The organism is Bacillus sp. LLTC93, assembly GCF_002993125.1.
Taxonomy (GTDB): domain Bacteria; phylum Bacillota; class Bacilli; order Bacillales; family Bacillaceae; genus Bacillus; species Bacillus zhangzhouensis.
In genome coordinates this window covers 321,986-342,083 of the sequence record NZ_PVME01000002.1, presented here as the reverse complement: position 1 = coordinate 342,083, position 20,098 = coordinate 321,986, and the positions used below count along the sequence as shown (strand labels likewise).

18 protein-coding genes and 1 other RNA gene are annotated in these 20,098 nt (G+C 41.7%); 14 read left to right on the top strand and 5 right to left on the bottom strand.

What is annotated here, in order from left to right:
- Positions 1 to 175: 175 nt before the first annotated feature.
- Together ssrA and C6W18_RS06995 are read left to right on the top strand one after the other, a co-directional pair.
- Positions 176 to 538, top strand: a transfer-messenger RNA (tmRNA) gene (gene ssrA, locus C6W18_RS07000).
- Between the two features lie 471 nt (positions 539 to 1,009).
- Positions 1,010 to 1,843, top strand: a complete 834-nt coding sequence (locus C6W18_RS06995; RefSeq protein WP_105926887.1) for a hypothetical protein — start codon at positions 1,010 to 1,012, stop codon at positions 1,841 to 1,843.
- A 209-nt stretch (positions 1,844 to 2,052) separates the two neighbouring features.
- On the opposite strand, the gene C6W18_RS06990 is transcribed toward C6W18_RS06995, so the two are convergent.
- Positions 2,053 to 2,292, bottom strand: coding sequence for a hypothetical protein (locus C6W18_RS06990; protein ID WP_105926885.1), 240 nt, complete (start codon positions 2,290 to 2,292; stop codon positions 2,053 to 2,055).
- A 240-nt stretch (positions 2,293 to 2,532) separates the two neighbouring features.
- Here C6W18_RS06990 and C6W18_RS06985 point away from each other — a divergent pair, with 240 nt between their 5' ends.
- The 10 genes from C6W18_RS06985 to C6W18_RS06945 all read left to right on the top strand — a co-directional run bounded on the left by C6W18_RS06985 (position 2,533) and on the right by C6W18_RS06945 (position 13,671).
- On the top strand, positions 2,533 to 4,143 hold the full coding sequence (locus tag C6W18_RS06985; protein ID WP_105926883.1) for a histidine kinase N-terminal 7TM domain-containing diguanylate cyclase: 1,611 nt from the start codon (positions 2,533 to 2,535) through the stop codon (positions 4,141 to 4,143).
- Between the two features lie 256 nt (positions 4,144 to 4,399).
- Entirely contained in the window at positions 4,400 to 4,855 is a 456-nt protein-coding gene (locus tag C6W18_RS06980) for a DUF6376 family protein (protein ID WP_105926881.1), read from the top strand.
- Positions 4,856 to 4,961: 106 nt separating this feature from the next.
- Positions 4,962 to 5,267, top strand: coding sequence for a metal-sensing transcriptional repressor (locus C6W18_RS06975; protein ID WP_034316779.1), 306 nt, complete (start codon positions 4,962 to 4,964; stop codon positions 5,265 to 5,267).
- Between the two features lie 84 nt (positions 5,268 to 5,351).
- Positions 5,352 to 5,558 (top strand): copper chaperone CopZ, encoded by a 207-nt coding sequence (copZ, locus tag C6W18_RS06970; protein ID WP_024423475.1) that lies wholly within the window; start codon positions 5,352 to 5,354, stop codon positions 5,556 to 5,558.
- Positions 5,559 to 5,639: 81 nt separating this feature from the next.
- The gene (locus C6W18_RS06965) at positions 5,640 to 8,075 is read left to right on the top strand and encodes a heavy metal translocating P-type ATPase (protein WP_105926879.1); all 2,436 of its coding nucleotides are present in this window, start codon (positions 5,640 to 5,642) and stop codon (positions 8,073 to 8,075) included.
- Positions 8,072 to 8,206: a hypothetical protein gene (locus tag C6W18_RS20450; RefSeq protein WP_262982633.1), complete on the top strand. Its 135-nt coding sequence runs from the start codon at positions 8,072 to 8,074 to the stop codon at positions 8,204 to 8,206. The genes C6W18_RS06965 and C6W18_RS20450 overlap by 4 nt, the downstream gene beginning before the upstream one ends.
- 360 nt (positions 8,207 to 8,566) lie before the next feature.
- Positions 8,567 to 9,844: a cation:dicarboxylate symporter family transporter gene (locus C6W18_RS06960; RefSeq protein WP_105926877.1), complete on the top strand. Its 1,278-nt coding sequence runs from the start codon at positions 8,567 to 8,569 to the stop codon at positions 9,842 to 9,844.
- Between the two features lie 18 nt (positions 9,845 to 9,862).
- Entirely contained in the window at positions 9,863 to 11,308 is a 1,446-nt protein-coding gene (gene aspA, locus C6W18_RS06955) for an aspartate ammonia-lyase (RefSeq protein ID WP_105926875.1), read from the top strand.
- A gap of 117 nt (positions 11,309 to 11,425) precedes the next feature.
- Positions 11,426 to 12,742: a sensor histidine kinase gene (locus C6W18_RS06950; RefSeq protein WP_105926873.1), complete on the top strand. Its 1,317-nt coding sequence runs from the start codon at positions 11,426 to 11,428 to the stop codon at positions 12,740 to 12,742.
- Positions 12,739 to 13,671, top strand: coding sequence for a response regulator (locus C6W18_RS06945; RefSeq protein WP_034316791.1), 933 nt, complete (start codon positions 12,739 to 12,741; stop codon positions 13,669 to 13,671). Before C6W18_RS06950 ends, C6W18_RS06945 begins: the two co-directional genes overlap by 4 nt.
- Before the next feature lie 15 nt (positions 13,672 to 13,686).
- On the opposite strand, the gene C6W18_RS06940 is transcribed toward C6W18_RS06945, so the two are convergent.
- Entirely contained in the window at positions 13,687 to 14,295 is a 609-nt protein-coding gene (locus C6W18_RS06940; RefSeq protein ID WP_105926871.1) for a TetR/AcrR family transcriptional regulator, read from the bottom strand.
- A gap of 88 nt (positions 14,296 to 14,383) precedes the next feature.
- Here C6W18_RS06940 and C6W18_RS06935 point away from each other — a divergent pair, with 88 nt between their 5' ends.
- Positions 14,384 to 14,932, top strand: coding sequence for a hypothetical protein (locus tag C6W18_RS06935; RefSeq protein ID WP_034316797.1), 549 nt, complete (start codon positions 14,384 to 14,386; stop codon positions 14,930 to 14,932).
- A 36-nt stretch (positions 14,933 to 14,968) separates the two neighbouring features.
- On the opposite strand, the gene C6W18_RS06930 is transcribed toward C6W18_RS06935, so the two are convergent.
- The 3 genes from C6W18_RS06930 to C6W18_RS06920 are packed head-to-tail and all read right to left on the bottom strand — an operon-like array spanning position 14,969 to position 17,536.
- Positions 14,969 to 15,907: a metal ABC transporter substrate-binding protein gene (locus C6W18_RS06930; RefSeq protein WP_105926869.1), complete on the bottom strand. Its 939-nt coding sequence runs from the start codon at positions 15,905 to 15,907 to the stop codon at positions 14,969 to 14,971.
- 13 nt (positions 15,908 to 15,920) lie between these two features.
- Positions 15,921 to 16,793 carry a metal ABC transporter permease gene (locus tag C6W18_RS06925; protein ID WP_034316802.1) on the bottom strand — a complete coding sequence of 291 codons (873 nt, stop codon included), beginning with the start codon at positions 16,791 to 16,793 and terminating at the stop codon, positions 15,921 to 15,923.
- A complete protein-coding gene (locus C6W18_RS06920; protein WP_034316804.1) occupies positions 16,793 to 17,536 on the bottom strand; it encodes a metal ABC transporter ATP-binding protein in 744 nt (247 codons plus the stop codon). The genes C6W18_RS06925 and C6W18_RS06920 overlap by 1 nt, the downstream gene beginning before the upstream one ends.
- A gap of 430 nt (positions 17,537 to 17,966) precedes the next feature.
- Between C6W18_RS06920 and C6W18_RS06915 the strand changes: the two genes are divergently transcribed.
- Complete coding sequence (locus C6W18_RS06915) at positions 17,967 to 20,066, top strand: heavy metal translocating P-type ATPase (RefSeq protein ID WP_105927425.1); 2,100 nt, start codon at positions 17,967 to 17,969, stop codon at positions 20,064 to 20,066.
- Positions 20,067 to 20,098: the final 32 nt, after the last annotated feature.

Below are 20,098 nucleotides of genomic sequence, written 5' to 3'. Positions count from 1 at the left end.
GGGGGGCAGATTGCTTGCTGTGAGCGGAAGCATTATGCTACAATATGATATGCAGTAAACAATCATCGTGTTTTTTACAGAAACCACCAGTTGTTTCAAGCGATGAGGTTGTTATAATAGTTATATACGGAAGCAGTTAAGCTGAACGTTTCCATCCCGTATATCCCTTTTACAAGGGGACGTTACGGATTCGACAGGGGCGGTTCGAGCTTGAGCTGCGAGCCGAGAGGCGATCTCGTTAACACGCACTAAATGTAACTGGCAAAACTAAAAGTTTTAACCAAAACTTAGCACTAGCTGCCTAATAAGCGCAGCGAGCTCTTCCTGACATCGCCTATGTGTCTGTGAGGAGCCCAATGAAGTAGGCTACGCTTACGTTCCCGTCTGAGGACGTAAGAAGAGATCCATCAGACTAGCTCTCCAAGCGCCCGTCAGCAGGCATGCGGATGAGTGAATACGTAAATATGTTGACTACGCTCGTAGACGCTTAAGTAATCGATGTCTCTGGACGTGGGTTCGACTCCCACCGTCTCCATCAAAACTTTTAGAATGCAGTCGTATCAAGGGTTTGAAAGCCCTTGGTGCGGGACTGGCAACATTTTGGCAACATTTTAGAAAATTTCTTATTTATGAGTTTCTGCAACATCTCTGAGTGTCCTAAACAATTGGCTAGAACCAAAGGATGTGTGAATAACACTCTTTTTGACATTAGATTCTATTAAATATGTAGCATTTTCAAAAACTCTATAATATAAAAAAGACGCTATTTTCAGCGTCTTTTTTTATATTCCTAAATTGCCATTCAAATATTGATATGAGAAAAATTCTGATGGTGTACTTGTTTTTGGGTATTAAGAATTACATATCTGATTAGATAAGTGGGCTGTTATGAGTCTGATTTTTAAAAAATCTACTTATCTAGTGAATATTATCCTGTTTTTTTATAATAGTTATGTTAAAATAAACTATAGTTGTTTAAAATTAACATTTGTGGGAGGCATTTGTCGCGGTGGCGATGAATGCATTTTTTAAGAAGATTTCAATTTTGACAGTAATTATTTTTACGATTAGTTCATTATCAACTCTAACTAGTTTTGCAGAGTCAAATAATGAGAAACAGCCTGTTTTAGAGGGAGTTTTAGTAGAAGAAACAGTAGAGGGCATAAATTCAAATGATGTTCAACTGAGTAAGAATGTTTTATCTGAGGAATTCGATCTTGAAGAAGAGGTTAGAAATATGCCTTCGATAGATGAAATGACGAAAGATGAGAGAAAACTTTTTGATGAAATAGTAGAAGAACAAACAGAACTTTCAAATGTTAATGAGAAAGAAATATTTAAAAAAGAATTAACAAATTTCTTCGATAAAGAGTCTGATACATATAATGATTTGTCAGCAGCACAAGAAGAGTTAGTGGAAGAAATGAACGATTCAGCTCTAGTAGATAATGATTATTTTGCTTTTGCTAAAGATATATTTGTTTCTTCCTTTGGAGTTAAAGAAATTCAAGCTGCTAAGAAGAAAAAATCATCAGGTATAAAAGTCGGTGTAACTGTTAGGTTTGCAGGTGCAGTTTTCAATGCTGTGATTGGTTTTGCTGTCGGGGGTGGTGTAGGTGCTATACAATCATTTATTATTAAAAAAGGAAAAGCGGAAGCTAAAAGAATATTTACTAAAACCGTGACAAGTAGATTAAAGGCGTGGGGAGCTAAAAAATTAGCGATTTCTATTGGTGTTGCTGTCGCGATTGCTCTGAATTATTTGGATATCGGAACTCAAATTGCTAAACAGTTGGATAAGAGGGATAAACGCCCTAATAATGGTTGGGTGGATATATATTAGGAGGAATTTTGTGAAAAGTATTATGAAGTATGCTGTTATGATTTTGTTTATCAGTGTATTTTTTTATTATTACAATATGTTTGTACCTAAAAATTTTCTGTATATTATTATTGCATTTCCTATTTGTTTTTTTGCTATTAGCATAATTGATAAGTTATTTACTAATAAGTGATTTTTGAAAATAAGCAAGCTCTAAGCTTGCTTATTTGTCATATACCTTTCCTCGAAGAAGTCTGTAAAAGCCTAACAAACAAAGGACACACCACAATCACTGCAATCATCATCAAAAATCCATCCGACACAAGCTCCACAAAAGTTGATTGAATCACATAAACTGCAATCAGCAGTAAATAACTCACCAAAAATATCAACCCAGATCTTCTCTTCTCAAATGGCTTCTCCAAAAGAATCAGCATAAACAAACCTGCCATGATGATCAAAAAAGTCATATTCCTTCTGAGCCTCCTCTTCATAGATCCCCACATTGTACAGATATTTCTTCTGTCACAACATGCTTCTCCGTCAAATTGAGTAAAAAGTATTGAAAATAAGAGGCGTCATCATAAGGAAAACGACCAAAACTTTACAAAAAATCTCCAACCAAATCAAAATCACACCTTCCCATTTTTGACTTCCTCATATATAGTAAGATGAGACTAGTTCTAAATAACTGAAATTGGGGCGTTTACATGGATTCGATTGTTTTACATTTTATTGTGATCATGAGTGTTTCTGGCATTCTGTCCGTGATATTATCAATCATTGCTCATGCAAATCGCCATCGTTATATTGGCTGTCAATTGTTTATGTACATGTCTGGAGCAACTGCGATTTATATTTTTGGGCATACGTTTGAATTATTGGCGCGTACCCCTGAAGAAGTCATGTTCTGGGTTTGTTTTCAATACATAGGTCTTCCGTTTATCGCACCATTCAGCCTCATGATTGTGCTGCAATTTACGGGTTTCCATCAATATTTAACAAAGCGCCGCGTGCTTCTCATCTTACTGATTCCAGTTCTCACAACCATAATGGTATTCACCAACTCTTTTCATTCACTCTTTTACCGAAGCATCACGATGAATACAGTAGACGGATTTTTATTGGCTGATTTTACGATTGGCTATTGGTATATCATTCATGGGGTCTACACATTTGGCTGTTCGATGCTTGCTATTTTTATGCTGGTTTGGTTTTTACGTGTCACAAAAAAAGAATATTTAAAGCAGATCCTCATTTTGCTAGTGGGGATGTTACTGCCAATCACGACATCTTTTATCTATTTGTTAGGCGTTACACCTCTTCATATTGACCCGGTCCCTGTGGTGATGTTTTTAACCAATGCGCTCTACTTATGGGCGATTATGTCGTTCCAGCTCTTTAAGCTCTCTCCCATTGCGATGGAGCGTGTGTTTGAGCATATGTCTGAGGGGGTTCTCATTTTAGATCGATATCGGACACTCATTGATTACAACCCCGCTGCTGCATCGATCATTCCGGCACTTGCGAATAAGAAGGGAATTGGCTATAAAATCGACGATGTTTTCTCAGAAATCATCAAAGAGTCAGCGTTCATTCAGTGGCTGCGTTCTCCGCAGGATCATTCGCAATATGATTTAATGTTGAAAAGGGAAAAAGATCATTCCAGCTATTATCACTTGACTGCTACGTCGCTATTTAATAGAAGAGGAGAGATCGAGGGCAGGCAAATTGTGATCAGTGATGTAACAGAGCAGCGTTTGCTGCAGGAAGAGCTGGAGCGTCGTGCATATATCGATGGATTGACGAATATCTTCAATCGTTCTTCTTTCATCGAACGAACGCAGATGATCTTGGAAGAGGATGCGCAGGATACGGCTGTTATGCTGTTTGATATTGATTTCTTTAAACAAATTAATGACACACACGGACATCATATTGGAGACGAGGCGCTGCGTCATGTTGTCACCATTTGTCAGCAGCATTTACAGATGGACGATTTATTCGGACGATACGGCGGAGAAGAGTTTGCCATTTGTCTGCCGCATCATTCATTTGAAGAGGCATGTCATATCGCGGAGCGAATGAGACATTCGTTTGAGATGAGTTTCTTTGAGAATGATGAGGAAAAAGTGCGAGTGACAGCGAGCTTTGGAATTGCTCATACAGCTTATGATCCCAATGTATTAGAAACTCTTCTATATGAAGCGGACCAAGCCTTGTATATGTCAAAACGCCAAGGACGGAACCGGATTTATGCGTCAACTGGAGCGGACTATATGCTGTATCAAGAGCACGATCAGCCGCCAGCTTCTCATTGACTGTTGTCCTGACATTCGATATGATAAACATAACATTTGAACGGTTTCCTAAAGGGGAGTAGCTTTTACGGTTTGGTCGTCATTACAGAAACACACGTTGTTTCTCGGCCATTCCGGCATGAACATGTTAGCCAGACCTTTGCCTATGACACATGAGGCAAAGGTCTGGCTTTTTTTAAAGTCCTTTTGCATCAGTGTTTTAGGGGAGCAGAACAAATGAATGCTTTCAACACAATAGATGAAAGGATGATCGATCTTGAAAAAATATGTGATGGCTTTCCTATTTTCTGGTACGCTTGTGTTAAGTGGATGTTCCGGCTTGCTTGATCAGGTCAACGATACGACGACATATGTCACAGAGGCAAATGACTATGTAACTGACATTCAGCAGTTTACGGAGGACTTTCCAAAGCTCGCTGAAGAAGCTGTACAAAATACCGCCAAAAAAGCAGAATTGACGCAGCAGCTTGAATCATTGAAGGCCGACATTCAAAACTTTAATGAACTAACTGCTCCAAAAATAGCGGAAGATCTGCATGCACAAATCATTGAAAAAAATAAGGTGCTGTCTGAGGACATTCAAGTCTATTTACAGCAATTGAAAGCTGACAATATCGATGTTGCCGCCATTTTAGAGGACCAGCAAGGGTTGATCAAGCAGCTTCAGCAGTCCGTCAGCCTTCTACAGGATATTGAACAATTAACAAACTAGGACAAACACTGCTCTTAGACGGGCATTCAGCATATCTTTGCCTTTTCCGGTGGAGATATGCTTTAATTTAATTAAAGACAAGTCATAATAGAAAAAAGGTGATCACATGACAGAACATGAAGAAAGACACATTGCTTCGCCTAGAGCCCAGAAGGAAAAAGATCAATTAATCAATCGCTTGAAACGAGTGGAAGGACAAGTACGTGGGATTCAGCAAATGATTGAAAATGATCGTTACTGTATAGATGTCGTCAATCAAATTTCTGCTGTCAATGCAGCATTAAAAAAGGTCAGTCTTCAATTGATGGAAAAGCATACACATCACTGCGTAGCGGATGCCATTAAGAGCGGCAACGGGGATGAAGCCATTGAAGAATTGATGAACGTCTTTACGAAACTGACAAAATCGTAGCAAATAAAGCATCATTTATGTTTACAATGATACCCTACTAGGGTATAGTAAGGTGTAGAAAATGATTGATGGAGGCGATGAGAAGTGGAACAAGCAACACTTCAAGTGCAGGGCATGTCTTGCGGACATTGCGTGAAAGCAGTCGAAGGAAATGTAGGAGAATTAGCAGGTGTTGAATCTGTGAAAGTTCATTTAGACAAGGGACAGGTGGAGGTTTCTTTTCATCCTGATCAAGTCACGTTACACCGAATCTCTGATGTGATTGAAGAACAGGGATATGATGTTGTATAAATGATATACGTGCTGCATGTGACAGCGCGTATTTTTTTCAAAAAAAGATACCCCCATGGAGTATGTGGAGAGGTGAGATGAATGAAAAAGGAAATCGATTTTCAAATTACAGGAATGACCTGTGCTGCCTGTGCAGGACGCATTGAAAAGGGTTTGAACAAGCTGGAAGGTGTGGATGAAGCCAATGTGAATTTAGCACTTGAAACATCTCATATCGTATATGAAACGGAGCAACTATCACCAGATGATCTGACGAAAAAAATTCAATCTCTTGGCTACGATGTTGTGATGGAGCAAGCAGAGTTTGATATAGAGGGAATGACCTGTGCGGCTTGTGCAAACCGAATCGAGAAAAAAATCAACCGGTTGGACGGTGTCGATCACGGATCTGTGAACTTTGCGCTTGAGACACTACAGGTCACATATCATCCGGGACAAACGTCTACAAGCGATATAAAAGATGCCGTTCAGTCCATTGGGTATTCACTAATGGAACCAGCTGAAGATCTAGCAGAGGAAGGGAAAAAAGATCATCGCCAAGCAGCGATAGAGAAGCAAACGGCACGCTTTTTATTCTCGATGATCTTGTCACTGCCCCTCCTTTGGGCAATGGTCAGCCATTTTTCTTTCACGTCTTTTATTTGGCTGCCAGAAGCGTTCATGAATCCATGGGTTCAGCTGGCATTAGCAGCGCCCGTTCAATTCATTGTCGGCTGGCCCTTTTATGTAGGTGCGTATAAGGCTTTAAGAAATAAAAGTGCCAATATGGATGTCCTTGTGGCACTTGGGACATCAGCTGCGTTTTTCTATAGTTTATATGAAAGCATTCAGTCAGCGGTTCAAGGCACACATGAGGCAGCACTCTATTATGAAACAAGTGCTGTACTCATTACGTTAATTGTGCTCGGAAAATTAATGGAAGCAAGAGCAAAAGGGAGATCATCAGAAGCGATTCAAAAGCTGATGGGCTTACAAGCGAAAGAAGCTGTCATCCAGCGAGATGGGAAACAAATGACTGTTCCTATTTCTGATGTGAAAGTGGATGATCTTGTGTTTGTCAAACCGGGTGAGAAAGTGCCGGTAGATGGAGAGATCATGGAGGGGACAACCGCAATAGACGAATCCATGATTACAGGAGAAAGTCTGCCTGTTGATAAAACCGCAGGAGATGCGGTCATTGGGGCAACCATCAATAAAAATGGGTTTATCAAAGTGAAAGCGACAAAAGTCGGGAAAGAGACGGCTCTGTCACAGATTATTCGAGTCGTAGAACAAGCGCAGGGTTCAAAAGCACCCATTCAAAGAATGGCAGATCAAATATCAGGGATATTTGTTCCCATTGTTGTAGCAATTGCTGTGCTCACCTTCCTTATATGGTTTTTCTTTGTTGATCCTGGGAATGTGACTTCAGCACTTGAAACCTTTATAGCGGTCATCGTCATTGCGTGTCCTTGTGCACTCGGTCTTGCTACACCAACCTCTATTATGGCTGGCAGCGGCCGTGCGGCTGAATCAGGCATTCTGTTTAAAGGCGGAGAGCATTTAGAAGTGACCCAATCACTGGACACGGTGGTTTTAGATAAAACAGGGACTGTGACAAAAGGGGAGCCGAGTCTTACAGATGTAGTGGCATATGCAAATTGGACAGAAGATACGCTGCTTCAGCTAGTAGGGTCGGCAGAACAGCAGTCGGAACATCCACTTGCCCGAGCGATTACAGACGGAATGAAGGAACGAGGTCTTGAAGCGGCCGAGGTAGAAAACTTCCAAGCAGATCCTGGTCATGGCATTGAAGCAAAGGCCGCCGGGCGCAAGCTTTTGATTGGGACGCGGAAGCTATTACAGAAACACGATATCCAATATGATCAAGTTGAACCGTCCATAACAACGCTGGAGGAACAAGGGAAAACGGCTATGCTCGTTGCTATTGACGGCGAAGTCGCCGGCATTGTAGCGGTGGCAGATACGATCAAATCATCCTCTCCTCAAGCCATCGCCCGGTTGAAAGAGCAAGGGATTCACGTTGTCATGATGACAGGGGATAACAAGCGCACAGCAGAGGCGATCGCAAGACAGGCGGGTATTGAGCATGTCATCGCTGAAGTTCTGCCTGAGGAGAAGGCTGCTCACATTGCAGCGCTTCAAGAACAAGGAAAGAAAGTCGCCATGGTCGGAGACGGCATTAATGATGCCCCAGCCCTTGCGACAGCGAATATTGGGATGGCGGTTGGAACAGGTACAGACGTTGCCATGGAAGCGGCAGATATCACGCTCATGACAGGAGACCTCCATGCCATTGCAGATGCGCTTGCGTTTAGCAAAAAAACGATGAGAAATATTAAGCAAAATCTATTTTGGGCGCTTGCCTATAATTGTATTGGGATACCAGTAGCCGCATTTGGATTCCTTGCCCCATGGCTTGCAGGAGCGGCAATGGCCTTTAGCTCCGTGTCGGTTGTGCTGAATGCGCTCAGATTGCAGCGGTTGAAACCTGTAAGAGAGGGAGTGGCAGAATGAAGCTGAATGTCAAATGGATTTGGACATTGAGTGCATTAATCTATGTTACTTTCGTACTCATTGGATATGCCATATATGATGAATTTTATGCAAATCAAGTTAAGCCAAGTGAACAGATGCAAAATCATTAAGACTTCGCCAAAAGCGGTAGACAAACCCTCGTATTCTTTGTCAGGTCTGCGCGCCAGTGCTCACGAATGTCAATTCGCTCCGCGCTGGTGCTCGCCCTTTCTAGACTTCAAGGGTTTTCCATTACTCTGAAAAGAAGACAAAATGCTAAAATAAAGATCATTTTAGCATTTTGTCAATAGTCTAAGACTTCGCAAAAAGCGAAGTCTTTTTTTTACAATTTTGTGGATAAACCCACCTTTTTAAACATTTTTCATAAAAAATTCATTTGTTTTTGTTCCTTTTTGTCGTTTTTTGTAGGTTCGTCGTTAAGATGCGATTAAGCAACAAAGAAAGCGTTATCAAAAAAAGGGGGTTCACGTATGAAAAAGTTAGGGTTAGCTTCTCAAATACTCATTGCACTTGTTCTGGGTGTTATCGTAGGAGCGCTGTTTTATCAAAATGAAACCGTTATTAATGTGTTAACGCCAATTGGCGATATATTCATTCATTTAATTAAAATGATCGTTCTTCCAATTGTCATTGCTGCATTGATTGTAGCGGTAGCTGGTGTAGGGGATATGAAAACCATTGGAAGACTTGGTGGGAAAACGATCCTTTACTTTGAGATTGTCACAACGATTGCATTAGCAGTTGGGCTGCTTGCAGCGAACGTCTTCCATCCTGGTACAGGAATTGATATGAGCAACATGGAAAAGGGAGATATCTCAAAATATGAAGAGACGTCTAAGGCTTCTTCCGAAAAAGCTAGTTTCTCTGAAACAATTGTTCATCTTGTGCCAACAAACGTTTTCCAATCAATCGCAGAAGGTGATCTATTACCAACCATCTTCTTTACAGTCTTATTCGGATTAGGAATTGCCGCAGTAGGAGACAAAGGAAAACCAGTGTTAGGGTTCTTTGAGGGCATACTCGAAGCCATGTTCTGGGTGACCAATAAAGTGATGAAGTTTGCACCATTTGGTGTATTCGCACTCATCAGTGTGACGGTGATCAAATTCGGGGTCGGAGCGCTCCTCCCACTAGGTAAACTTGTACTTGTCGTTTACGGCACAATGGCATTCTTCGTTATTGTCGTACTTGGCATTATTGCAAAAATGGCTGGGACAAGCGTCTTTACACTATTTAGAGTGTTAAAAGAAGAAATCATTCTTGCATTCTCAACTGCAAGCTCAGAGGCTGTACTGCCTAGATTAATGGACAAAATGGAGAAGTTCGGCTGCCCGAAAGCGATCACGTCGTTCGTTATCCCAACAGGCTACACCTTTAACCTGGATGGAAGTGCGATCTATCAATCCATTGCCGCCATATTTGTTGCACAAATGTACGGCATGCCGCTTTCCATTTATGAGCAAATTACGTTACTATTAATCTTAATGCTCACATCAAAAGGTATGGCTGGTGTACCAGGTGCATCTATCGTTGTTGTCATCACGACACTTGGTGCAATGGGACTTCCGCTTGAAGGACTTGCCTTCATCGTTGGGATCGACCGTATTCTTGATATGGTTCGTACAACAGTTAACGTATTTGGTAACTCACTTGCAGCGATTGTTATGTCTAAGTGGGAAAAAGTATTTGATCAAGAGAAATCGAAAAAGTATATTGAGGAATTAAAGCAACAAACAAAAGCAGCGTAAAAAAGGAGATCTTTTCAAATGACGAAGCTACAGGATAAGCAAGTTCGAATCGAACGAGACTTTCTAGGTGAAAAGGAAGTAGACACTCAAGCATATTACGGAATTCAAACATTACGTGCAGTGGAGAACTTTCCAATTACAGGCTACCATGTTCATGAGGAACTCATTAAAGCACTAGGGATTGTCAAAAAGGCAGCCGCACTTGCAAATATGGATACACAGCGACTATATGCTGGTCTTGGAGAAAAAATTGTTCAAGCGGCAGATGAAGTGATTGAAGGAAAATGGAACAACCAATTTATTGTCGATCCAATTCAAGGCGGGGCTGGCACTTCAATGAATATGAATGCCAATGAAGTCATTGCAAACAGAGCGCTTGAACTACTAGGAAAGGAAAAAGGCGCTTATACTGAGCTAAGTCCAAACACGCATGTGAACATGTCGCAGTCAACAAACGACGTTTTCCCAACAGCGATTCATATTTCAACATTGAATATGATTGAAAAGTTACTTTATACGATGGAAAACATGCATCAAGTCATGACTGAAAAAGCGCAGGAATTTGATCATGTCATCAAAATGGGACGTACGCATCTTCAGGACGCTGTTCCAATCAGACTTGGGCAAGAGTTTAGTGCCTATGCAAAGGTTCTCGCTCGTGATATTAAACGTATCAAGCAGTCTAGACAGCATTTATATGAAGTCAATATGGGTGCAACAGCAGTCGGAACTGGACTGAATGCAGATCCTAAATACATTCGTCAAGTGGTCGGCTATCTATCTGATATCAGTGGATTACCATTAGTTGGAGCTGAAGACTTAGTCGATGCAACGCAAAATACGGATGCTTATACAGAAGTATCTGCTGCGTTAAAAGTATGTATGATGAATATGTCCAAAATGGCTAATGATATTCGTTTGATGGCTTCAGGTCCAAGAGCAGGCTTTGGTGAGCTTCATTTGCCGCCTAGACAGCCAGGTTCATCGATCATGCCTGGGAAAGTCAACCCAGTGATGCCAGAGGTCATGAACCAAGTGGCGTTCCAAGTCATAGGGAATGATCATACAATCTGTCTCGCATCAGAGGCTGGTCAGCTTGAGCTGAACGTGATGGAACCAGTCCTTGTGTTCAACTTGCTTCAATCTCTCAGCATCATGAAAAATGTATTTGAGTCCTTCGTAGACAACTGCTTGCGTGACCTAAAAGCAGATGAAGCTAGATTAAAAGAATATGTAGAAAAAAGTGCTGGTGTCATGACGGCGGTCAATCCGCACATTGGTTATGAAGCTGCTGCACGAATTGCCAGAGAAGCGATTCTTACAGGCGTATCTGTACGTGAGCTTTGTCTGCAAAATGATGTTTTATCAGAGGAAGAGCTTGATGTCATCTTAAATCCTTTTGAAATGACAAAACCAGGTATTGCTGGCGCATCACTTTTAGAAAAGGATCGTTTAGAAGATTAAGCTGCATTATGATAAGCGCACACCGACAAAGTTCCGGTGTGCGCTTTTTCATGGGCTGTTTGTTTTTCTCAAGCTCACATAGTATACTATCGTCAATTATTAGGGATGTGACTGCATTTGAATCTACTGAAAAAATGGCTGAATACAGAGCCTTATTTAATTGTCATGCTCATTGTACTAACACCGATTGGTGGAGAGTTAAAATTTTATCCGTTTGAGGACAGCTTTCGGGTCAGCTTTGGAACCGTTGTCTTTTTCTTTATCCTGCTTCAAATGAAAAAATTCCCGGCATGGGCAAGCGGAATCATCGCGGGGGGATCTGTATTTGCATTTCGGGTGCTGCTTGATACAGCCGTGTCAGGTCACCTGCCGCTTGAAGAGGCGGTTTCATTAAGGTTTCCTTCCATGCTTTATTATGTGGTCTATGGCACGCTTTTTTATTTATTGCGGGTCAGACGTTTCCGTGACAAACCTTGGCTGATTGGAGCGACAGGCATCATCATGGAACTGTGCGCAAGCGTTGTTGAGATGGTTGCGCTTCGGGGAGCCATTGATGAAATTTTAACGGTGCGGACGCTATTTCAACTATTTGTTTTAGCGATTTTTAGAAGCTTTTTCGTGTTGGCTTGTTATACAATGATTCGGTTATACGAAGAACAGGCGAGAGAACGTCAAATGAAAAAAGAAAAGGAACATCTGCTCATGCTGCTTTCGAACCTTTACACGGAATCTACATACTTTTATAAGACACTTGCACACGCTGAGCACATTACAGCTACTTCCTATCAATTGTATCAATCCCTTCACCACGCAAAAGATGCGGAATCATTAGATTTGAAAAAGCTTGGAAAAACAGCCCTGCAAATTGCAGGAGAGGTGCATGAAATTAAAAAGGATAATCAGCGGATTTTTTCTGCTTTATCAAAGCTGATTCATGAGGAGAAATTTCAGGAGTATGCAAGTCCCGCCCATATTGCAGGTCTTGTGATTCGTATCCATGAAAATTACGCAGAATCACTTAAAAAAAACATCGTCTTTCATTATGATGAAGAAGGGCAGCATCCCGCCTATCATGTGTATACCATTCTATCTTTGTTAAATAACATAGTATCCAATGCCGTTGAAGCCATTCCAGTCGATGGAGAGGTGTCACTATCCATTTCACGGGTAGAGAAAGATGTGATCTTTCAAATCAGCGACAACGGGCCTGGCATTAAAGAGCGTAACCATCATGTTATTTTTAAACCGGGCTTCACTTTAAAATACGACCAGGCTGGGAATCCATCAAGCGGCATCGGTCTTTCCTATGTGAAGGATACAGCAGAGAAACTTGGCGGAAGTGTTGAGATGAAGAGTATCCCAAATAAACAAACGATTTTCACTTTAACGATACCAGTTGATCAAGTCAGTAGAAAAGAGGGGATTGGGAGATGAGATTTTTTATTGTCGATGATGATGAAGCCGTTCGTTCTTCACTGGCTCAGCTCATTGAAGATGAAGAACTTGGCATTGTGGCTGGAGAAGCAGAAGATGGCGCAGAATTAACAGCCAGCTACTTAAATGATTTGCACATTGATATCTTATGTATTGATCTTCTGATGCCGGAAAGGGACGGGCTTGAAACGATTCGAGCAATCAAGGATGAGTTTCATGGGAAATACTTAATGCTTTCACAGGTAGAAACAAAGGAATTAATTGGACAGGCCTATACGCTTGGTGTCGAGTATTATGTGACAAAGCCGATCAATCGTGTAGAAGTCTTAAGTGTGCTCCACCTCATGATTGAACGTCTTCATTTAGAGCACTCGATTGAAAATATTCAGCACTCACTCAAATCGGTGATGCAGTTCCAGCAGCGAGGCCAAACGAAAACGAAGCAGCGGGGGAAAAGTCTTGCAGAGGCAGGTCAGTTCTTACTGGCGGAGCTTGGGATTGTCGGCGAGAAGGGGTCTAAAGATTTATTAGATATGATTCTCTTTACTGATCAGTATCTAGCGCTGCATGTCGATCAGCACGATTCCTTTCCTTCTTTGAAGGTCATTTTCACCGGGATCACGGAGGATAAATTAAATGAGCCTTACACATCAGCAGACATCGCAAGAGAAGCGAAGGCAGCGGAACAAAGGGTAAGGCGTGCGATCAACCAATCATTGAAACACATTGCATCACTCGGGTTAACGGATTATTCCCATCCAACGTTTGAAAACTATGCATCAAAATTTTTCGATTTCACCATTGTGCGAAAGAAAATGAGTGAATTGACAAAAGAGACAAGTGGGAGAGAAGAACATACCCGCATCAATGTGAAGAAATTTGTGCAGGTGCTCTACTACGAAGCAAAGCGTATTTTTATGGAAGATTAAAAAAGACACGCTCTCCTATTGCGGAGGCATGTCTTTTTTTGTGATGGATTGCAGGTGCATCTGCAACACGGAGCGCATGAGCTGAGGCGGTAGACGGTGAGGCTGCAAGATTCCATTCAAAGCAAGCCCATTGACGACCGCATAAAGCCGCTCAGTTTCTAGTAAAAGATCGATATGATCTAGCAGAAGCCTATCCTCTTTCAATTTCATTAAACAAAATTGAACCGTTTGGAAAAGCTCGTCATACATTTCTGCGTTGAGCGGCTGTAAATCTGGTTCAGTGAATGATTTAATGGTAAAAGCCTGCCACACCTCCATTTCAAATCTTCGTTCTTCATCAAGTGGAAGGACTTGCTCCAATAAAGTGAGGACATTTTCTTTAGTCGAACCGTTTAATGAAAGCCCTGCCATTCGCTCCTTGACTCTTTCCTGAATCAGATTCATAGAGAATAGAAATAACTCCTGCTGTGTGGCAAAATAATGCCGCATAGAGCCGGCAGAAATCCCAGCTTCAACAGCTATTTTCCGTACAGAAGCGTTCTCTAATCCCTCCTGTTTAATCACTCTCATCGCAGCTTGAGCGACCTTTTGTTTTTGTTTTTGGTGATCGACGATTTTTGGCATACATTGATTTTAGCACAGCTATTGTTTTTTTAATACGACTGTGTTAAATTTTATTTAATACAATTGTATTAAAAAGGGTGTGGGAATCTTGATTGGGTTATTGATTGTGGCATGTGAGATTGGCTTTTGGTTGTTTATTCTAATGGGTTTAACGCTACGTTATGTGTTTAGACAGAAAAAGTGGGGAGCTTTTTTCCTGATCTGTACGCCGATTTTGGATCTGGTCCTTCTTGCGGCTACTTATATGGATTTGAGGCAAGGGGCGATGGCGAGTGTCATCCACGGACTTGCGGCTGTTTATATTGGCGTGAGTCTGGCCTTTGGGCATCAAATGGTGAAATGGGCAGATGCCCGGTTTGCTTATCGATTTGCAGGAGGCCCGAAGCCAAAGGGAAAACCAAAGTACGGTAAGGAGAGGTCTGTGTATGAAATGGTTGGCTGGGCGAGGCATTTAGCTGCTTGGGTCATCGGAGCCGGTTTACTATTTGGGCTCACCTATCTCATCCAAGCACCAGAGCGAACAGAATCACTGATGCAGCTCGCTAATGTGTGGGGGATGGTTTTAGCCATTGATTTCCTCATTAGCATCAGTTATGTGATTTGGCCGAAAAAACATCCACAAAATATGGCAGGCTAACAAAAAGACAGGCGGACTCACTCCACCTGTCTTTTCTTATGATGACAACCCTTTGTAAATGGTGTCAATATTCCATTTCATCATCTTATAGTAGCTGTCTCCATCTTCACCTTTCTTTCCAATGGAGTCCGTGAATACTTTTCCTTTAATCGGAACCCCAGTTTCTTCAGAAAGGCTTTCAAGGCTGCGTTTATCTACACTTGTTTCAAGAAAGAGAGCAGGAACTTGATGATCTTTGACAAAATGAATGATGCGTTTCATTTGCCCAGGTGTTCCTTCGTTTTCTGTATTGATCTCCCAAATATAGCCCGCTTTCAGTCCATACGCATCTGCAAAATACTTGAATGCCCCCTCACTTGTGACAAGGAGCTTTTTGTCTTTTGGTAGCTGATCAAACTTGTCTTTTGCTTCATGATGAAGAGCTTGAAGCTTCTTGATGTAGGCGTCTGCATTTTTTTCGTAATCTTCTTTATGTTCGGGGTCCGCTTGAATGAGCGCATTCCGGGCGTTTTGGGCATAAATAATGCCATTCTCAACATTCAGCCAAGCGTGGGGGTCCTGCTGACTTTCCAGCCCTTTTGAAGATAAATGCTTTACTTTGACGCTCTTACTCAATTCGGCTACAGGTGCATCATTCCCATTCTTGCCGCTCGATTCAAGCAGCTTTTGAAACCAGCCGTTTCCTGTTTCAAGGTTTAAGCCATTATAGAGAACAAGGTCTGCATCCGTCGTATGCTGAACATCCTTTGGCAGTGGGTCAAATTCATGTGGGTCTGTACCAATGGGAACAATGCTGTGAATAGAGACATGCTGGCCGCCTACTTCCTTCACGATGTCATAAAGAATAGAGTAGGTCGTGACAACTTTTAATTTGCCATCATCTTTGCCGGAATTATTTTGTTGAGTAGAACAACCTGCGATGACCATAAGGGCAATGAATACTGCGGTCAAACGGATTACAAATACCTTCTTCATATAGGTCCTCCTTTTACATAGACGCTTCCTTTTTTAACTGCGCTCGTTTTTGTTTTGATTTTAATGATCTCCATAAAATTCCTTGCTTTGGTGAAAAGATAAAGGCACTGCCGAATAAAATAGTCGCGACTAGCACGATGGAAGCACCAGACGACAAGTTATACGTAAAACTCAGCCCAAGTCCCACGATGGCGGAAATGGCACCGAAAAATGCAGATAAATAAATCATGATCCATAGCCGGTCTGTCAAAAGATAAGCGGTGGCGGCCGGCGTAATAAGCATCGCAACGACAAGAATAATACCAACGGTTTGCAGCGACGCGACGGTTACAAGGGTCAATAATGTCATAAGAAAATAATGGATCATTCGATTCGGTAAACCGTAAACAGAAGAAATCACCGGATCAAACGAACTAATGAGGAGTTCTTTGTAGAACACGATGACGGCCAGTAAAATAAAAATGCCGATTCCGAGCGTAATCCACATATCAGAGGAACGGACAGCTAGTACGTTTCCAAACAAGATATGATATAAATCACTGGAACTTTTCAAAAATGTAATTAAAATGATCCCAATTGAAAAAAAGGCGGTGAATACAATGCCGATGGCCGAATCATTTTTGATGCGGCTGTTTTGACTGACATATCCGATGCCAATCGCTGTTAGCACACCAGTTAAGACGGCTCCGAAAAAAAAGTTAATTCCTAGCATATAGGAGATGGCGACACCGGGCAGCACAGCGTGTGAAATGGCATCTCCCATCAGTGCCATGCCGCGTAAAATGATAAAGCAGCCAATGACACCGCAAATGATGCCCACCATGACGGAAGTAAATAACGCTTTTTGTAAAAACGCATATTCAAAGAGTCCGGTTAAAAATTCCATTACACGTCTCCTCCTACTGATTTTAAGAATGGTAGCTGCGTTTCATATGCCTCCAGCATCACCTCTGGACGAAGGATGTCGTGCACTGGTCCTGCTTTGATCAATTTTTTATTTAAAAGAACGAGATGGCTGAAGTAATCATCGGCCTTACTTAAATCATGGTGGACGACCAAAATGGTTTTCCCATCATCTCGTAATTCCTTCAAAATGCGAATCATCGTTTCTTCACTTGCCATATCAATCCCGACAAAAGGTTCATCTAAACAAAAGAGCTGTGCGTTTTGAGCAAGTGCTCTTGCAAGGAAGACACGCTGCTGCTGACCGCCGGATAATTCACCGATCTGTCTTTTGGCAAAGTCCTGCATCCCGACTTTTTCTAAGCAATGGTATGCATAGGCTCGGTCTTCTTTTTTAGGTCGTTTCATTAGTCCAAGCTTCGGATATGTTCCAAGTAGAACGGTATCCAGTACGTGAATAGGAAACGTCCAGTCTAGATCATTTCTCTGCGGTACATATGCGATCTGTTTTCTGACTTGTTTAAAGGGCTGTTCAAAAAAGTGAATATCCCCTTGATCTTTTTCAATTAAATCCAAACATGCTTTCAATAAAGTAGATTTACCGGCACCATTTGGACCAATGATTCCTGTCATCGTCCCTTCCTGTATGGAAAGAGAGATGTTTTCTAATGCATCCTGTCCGTGATATGAGACATATAGACGGTCGATTGTTAAAGCATTTGACATCTCTTGCGGCCCCTTTCGATCATCATTGCATTTCCTAAAGATATATGCACACATTAAATAATTTTGACTAAAGGATGAAATGATTCTCTTGCGCTAATTTGTTTCCTTAGGGAAACTTTTATCTTATTCTAAGCGTAAGTCCTTCTTTTGTAAAGAGAAATACTGTTTTCTTATTATGTGAGAGATCAAACGATCGTTTTCATGGTATGCGAGAAGCGGGGGACATGAGCATGGCTTATTGAAAATCAAAGTGACAGCATTGGACACAAAAAAACCATTCATTTGCTCATAAATGATTGACAGTTTATAAGATCTCCTCATATAATAAGGGTAATTCAATATATGAATATGTGCTCATATATAATATCTACAGCAGCTGATAGGTTTGATTGAATCAGGGAAGGCTACTTATATAGAAAAAGGTGAGAACATGAAGAAAATGAAGGATGAATACGTATTAAGCGGTCTTGATTGCGGAAACTGTGCACGTAAAATTGAAACAGGTGTCAGCAAAATGGATGGAGTTGAGGCATGCTCGATTAATTTTGCGACAGGTACATTAACTGTGACACATGCAGATACACAAGAAACCATGTCAAAGCGCATTGAAAAAACCGTTCAGTCCATTGAACCTCATGTGAGTGTATCACCTAAAGAAGAAGGGCATCACCACGATCATGATCATGGGACAAAGAATTTGAAAACGATTGTGCTGAAATTAATTGGCGGTGCAGTCATTGGAACAGCAGCTTATTTTATACCTGAAGATGGTTTACTGAAGTTCATCATGTTTTTCGCAGCGTATTTACTAGTCGGCGGTGATGTCGTCTTTAAAGCGCTGAAAAATATCGTGCGCGGCCAAGTATTTGATGAGAACTTTTTAATGACCATTGCAACGGTTGGTGCTTTTGTCATTCAGCAATATCCTGAGGCACTGGCTGTCATGCTGTTTTACCAAGTTGGAGAGCTCTTCCAAGGGGCGGCAGTGAACCGTTCAAGACGATCAATTAGTGAATTAATGAATATCCGCCCTGAATATGCGAATCTCAAAATGGGACTTGAAACGAAAAAAGTGAAGCCGGAAGAAGTAAGAGTTGGTGATCGCATCGTCGTCAAACCGGGTGAAAAAATTCCGCTGGATGGACTTGTCATTGAAGGTTATTCACTCGTGGATACCTCTGCACTAACAGGGGAATCTGTTCCTCGAGATGTAGAAGCAGGGAAAGAAGTTTTAGCAGGATTTGTGAATCAAAACGGGATTCTTGAAATTGAAGTACAAAAAGAGCTAAGCGAATCGGCTGTCACGAAGATTTTAGATTTGGTCGAGAATGCGAGCAGCCGAAAAGCACAAACAGAAAACTTTATCACCAAGTTTGCAAAATATTATACCCCTGCTGTCGTCGTGCTTGCCTTATTGCTTGCCTTTGTGCCGCCGATTTTCATTCCATCAGCACAATTGTCTGAATGGGTTTACCGGGCACTTGTCTTTCTCGTGATCTCTTGTCCTTGTGCACTTGTTGTGTCCATCCCATTAGGATTCTTTGGGGGAATCGGGGCAGCATCTAAACGAGGCATCCTTGTGAAAGGCAGTAACTATTTAGAAGCATTGAACGCTGTGCGTTATGCTGTGTTTGATAAAACAGGCACCCTCACAAAAGGGAACTTTACGGTGACCAATATCGCAACAGCCAATGACAAATGGTCAGAAGGGGAGCTGCTTTCTTTTGCGGCTCTAGCAGAAGCACATTCCTCGCATCCTATTGCTGAATCAATTAAAGCTGCATACGGTTCGCCGCTTGATGAGAGCCAGATCGAAGCATATGAGGATATTGCTGGACACGGAATTAAAGCCACGATTAGCGGTGTCCATGTATTAGCGGGAAATCACCGCTTGATGGAACGAGAAAGCATTGCGTATGAAAAAGAAAAACGTAGCGGCACCGTTGTATACATGGCCATAAACGGCGAGTTTGCTGGATCTATCTTGATTGCAGATGAATTAAAGGATGATGCGATCGAAGCTGTCTCTGCTTTAAAAGCGTCTGGGATTAAAACAGTCATGCTCACTGGTGACGCCAAACAAGTAGGGACTGCGGTCGCCCAGCAAATTGGTATTGACGAAGTGCATACTGAATTATTGCCACAGGATAAAGTAACGAAATTAGAAGAAATCGATCAGAAAAAAGCCCCTCAAGAAAAATTATTGTTTGTTGGGGACGGCATTAATGATACTCCGGTATTAGCAAGAGCAGATATAGGGATTGCGATGGGCGGACTTGGTTCAGATGCAGCTGTAGAAGCGGCTGATATCGTCATCATGACGGATCAGCCATCAAAGGTAGCAGAAGCCATCGCTGTCGCTAAAAGAACGCGAGCCATCGTTTGGCAGAATATCGCATTTGCTCTTGGCGTCAAAGCAGTTTTCCTCTTACTTGGTGCATTCGGTATTGCAACCATGTGGGAAGCAGTCTTCTCGGATGTAGGTGTAACCGTACTGGCTGTTCTAAATGCAATGAGGGTCATGAAATGAAATTGTAAGGAAAAATTCATGAATAGCGTCTT

What these genes read in the sequence shown, in the direction of transcription:
- aspA (WP_105926875.1), top strand. Translation starts at nt 9,863, where the DNA reads ATGACGAAGCTACAGGATAAGCAAGTTCGAATCGAACGAGACTTTCTA.
- C6W18_RS06940 (WP_105926871.1), bottom strand. Translation starts at nt 14,295, where the DNA reads ATGCCAAAAATCGTCGATCACCAAAAACAAAAACAAAAGGTCGCTCAA.
- C6W18_RS06965 (WP_105926879.1), top strand. Translation starts at nt 5,640, where the DNA reads ATGAAAAAGGAAATCGATTTTCAAATTACAGGAATGACCTGTGCTGCC.
- C6W18_RS06920 (WP_034316804.1), bottom strand. Translation starts at nt 17,536, where the DNA reads ATGTCAAATGCTTTAACAATCGACCGTCTATATGTCTCATATCACGGA.
- C6W18_RS06945 (WP_034316791.1), top strand. Translation starts at nt 12,739, where the DNA reads ATGAGATTTTTTATTGTCGATGATGATGAAGCCGTTCGTTCTTCACTG.
- C6W18_RS06990 (WP_105926885.1), bottom strand. Translation starts at nt 2,292, where the DNA reads ATGACTTTTTTGATCATCATGGCAGGTTTGTTTATGCTGATTCTTTTG.
- C6W18_RS06930 (WP_105926869.1), bottom strand. Translation starts at nt 15,907, where the DNA reads ATGAAGAAGGTATTTGTAATCCGTTTGACCGCAGTATTCATTGCCCTT.
- C6W18_RS06915 (WP_105927425.1), top strand. Translation starts at nt 17,967, where the DNA reads ATGAAGAAAATGAAGGATGAATACGTATTAAGCGGTCTTGATTGCGGA.
- C6W18_RS06925 (WP_034316802.1), bottom strand. Translation starts at nt 16,793, where the DNA reads ATGGAATTTTTAACCGGACTCTTTGAATATGCGTTTTTACAAAAAGCG.
- C6W18_RS06960 (WP_105926877.1), top strand. Translation starts at nt 8,567, where the DNA reads ATGAAAAAGTTAGGGTTAGCTTCTCAAATACTCATTGCACTTGTTCTG.
- C6W18_RS20450 (WP_262982633.1), top strand. Translation starts at nt 8,072, where the DNA reads ATGAAGCTGAATGTCAAATGGATTTGGACATTGAGTGCATTAATCTAT.
- C6W18_RS06985 (WP_105926883.1), top strand. Translation starts at nt 2,533, where the DNA reads ATGGATTCGATTGTTTTACATTTTATTGTGATCATGAGTGTTTCTGGC.
- C6W18_RS06975 (WP_034316779.1), top strand. Translation starts at nt 4,962, where the DNA reads ATGACAGAACATGAAGAAAGACACATTGCTTCGCCTAGAGCCCAGAAG.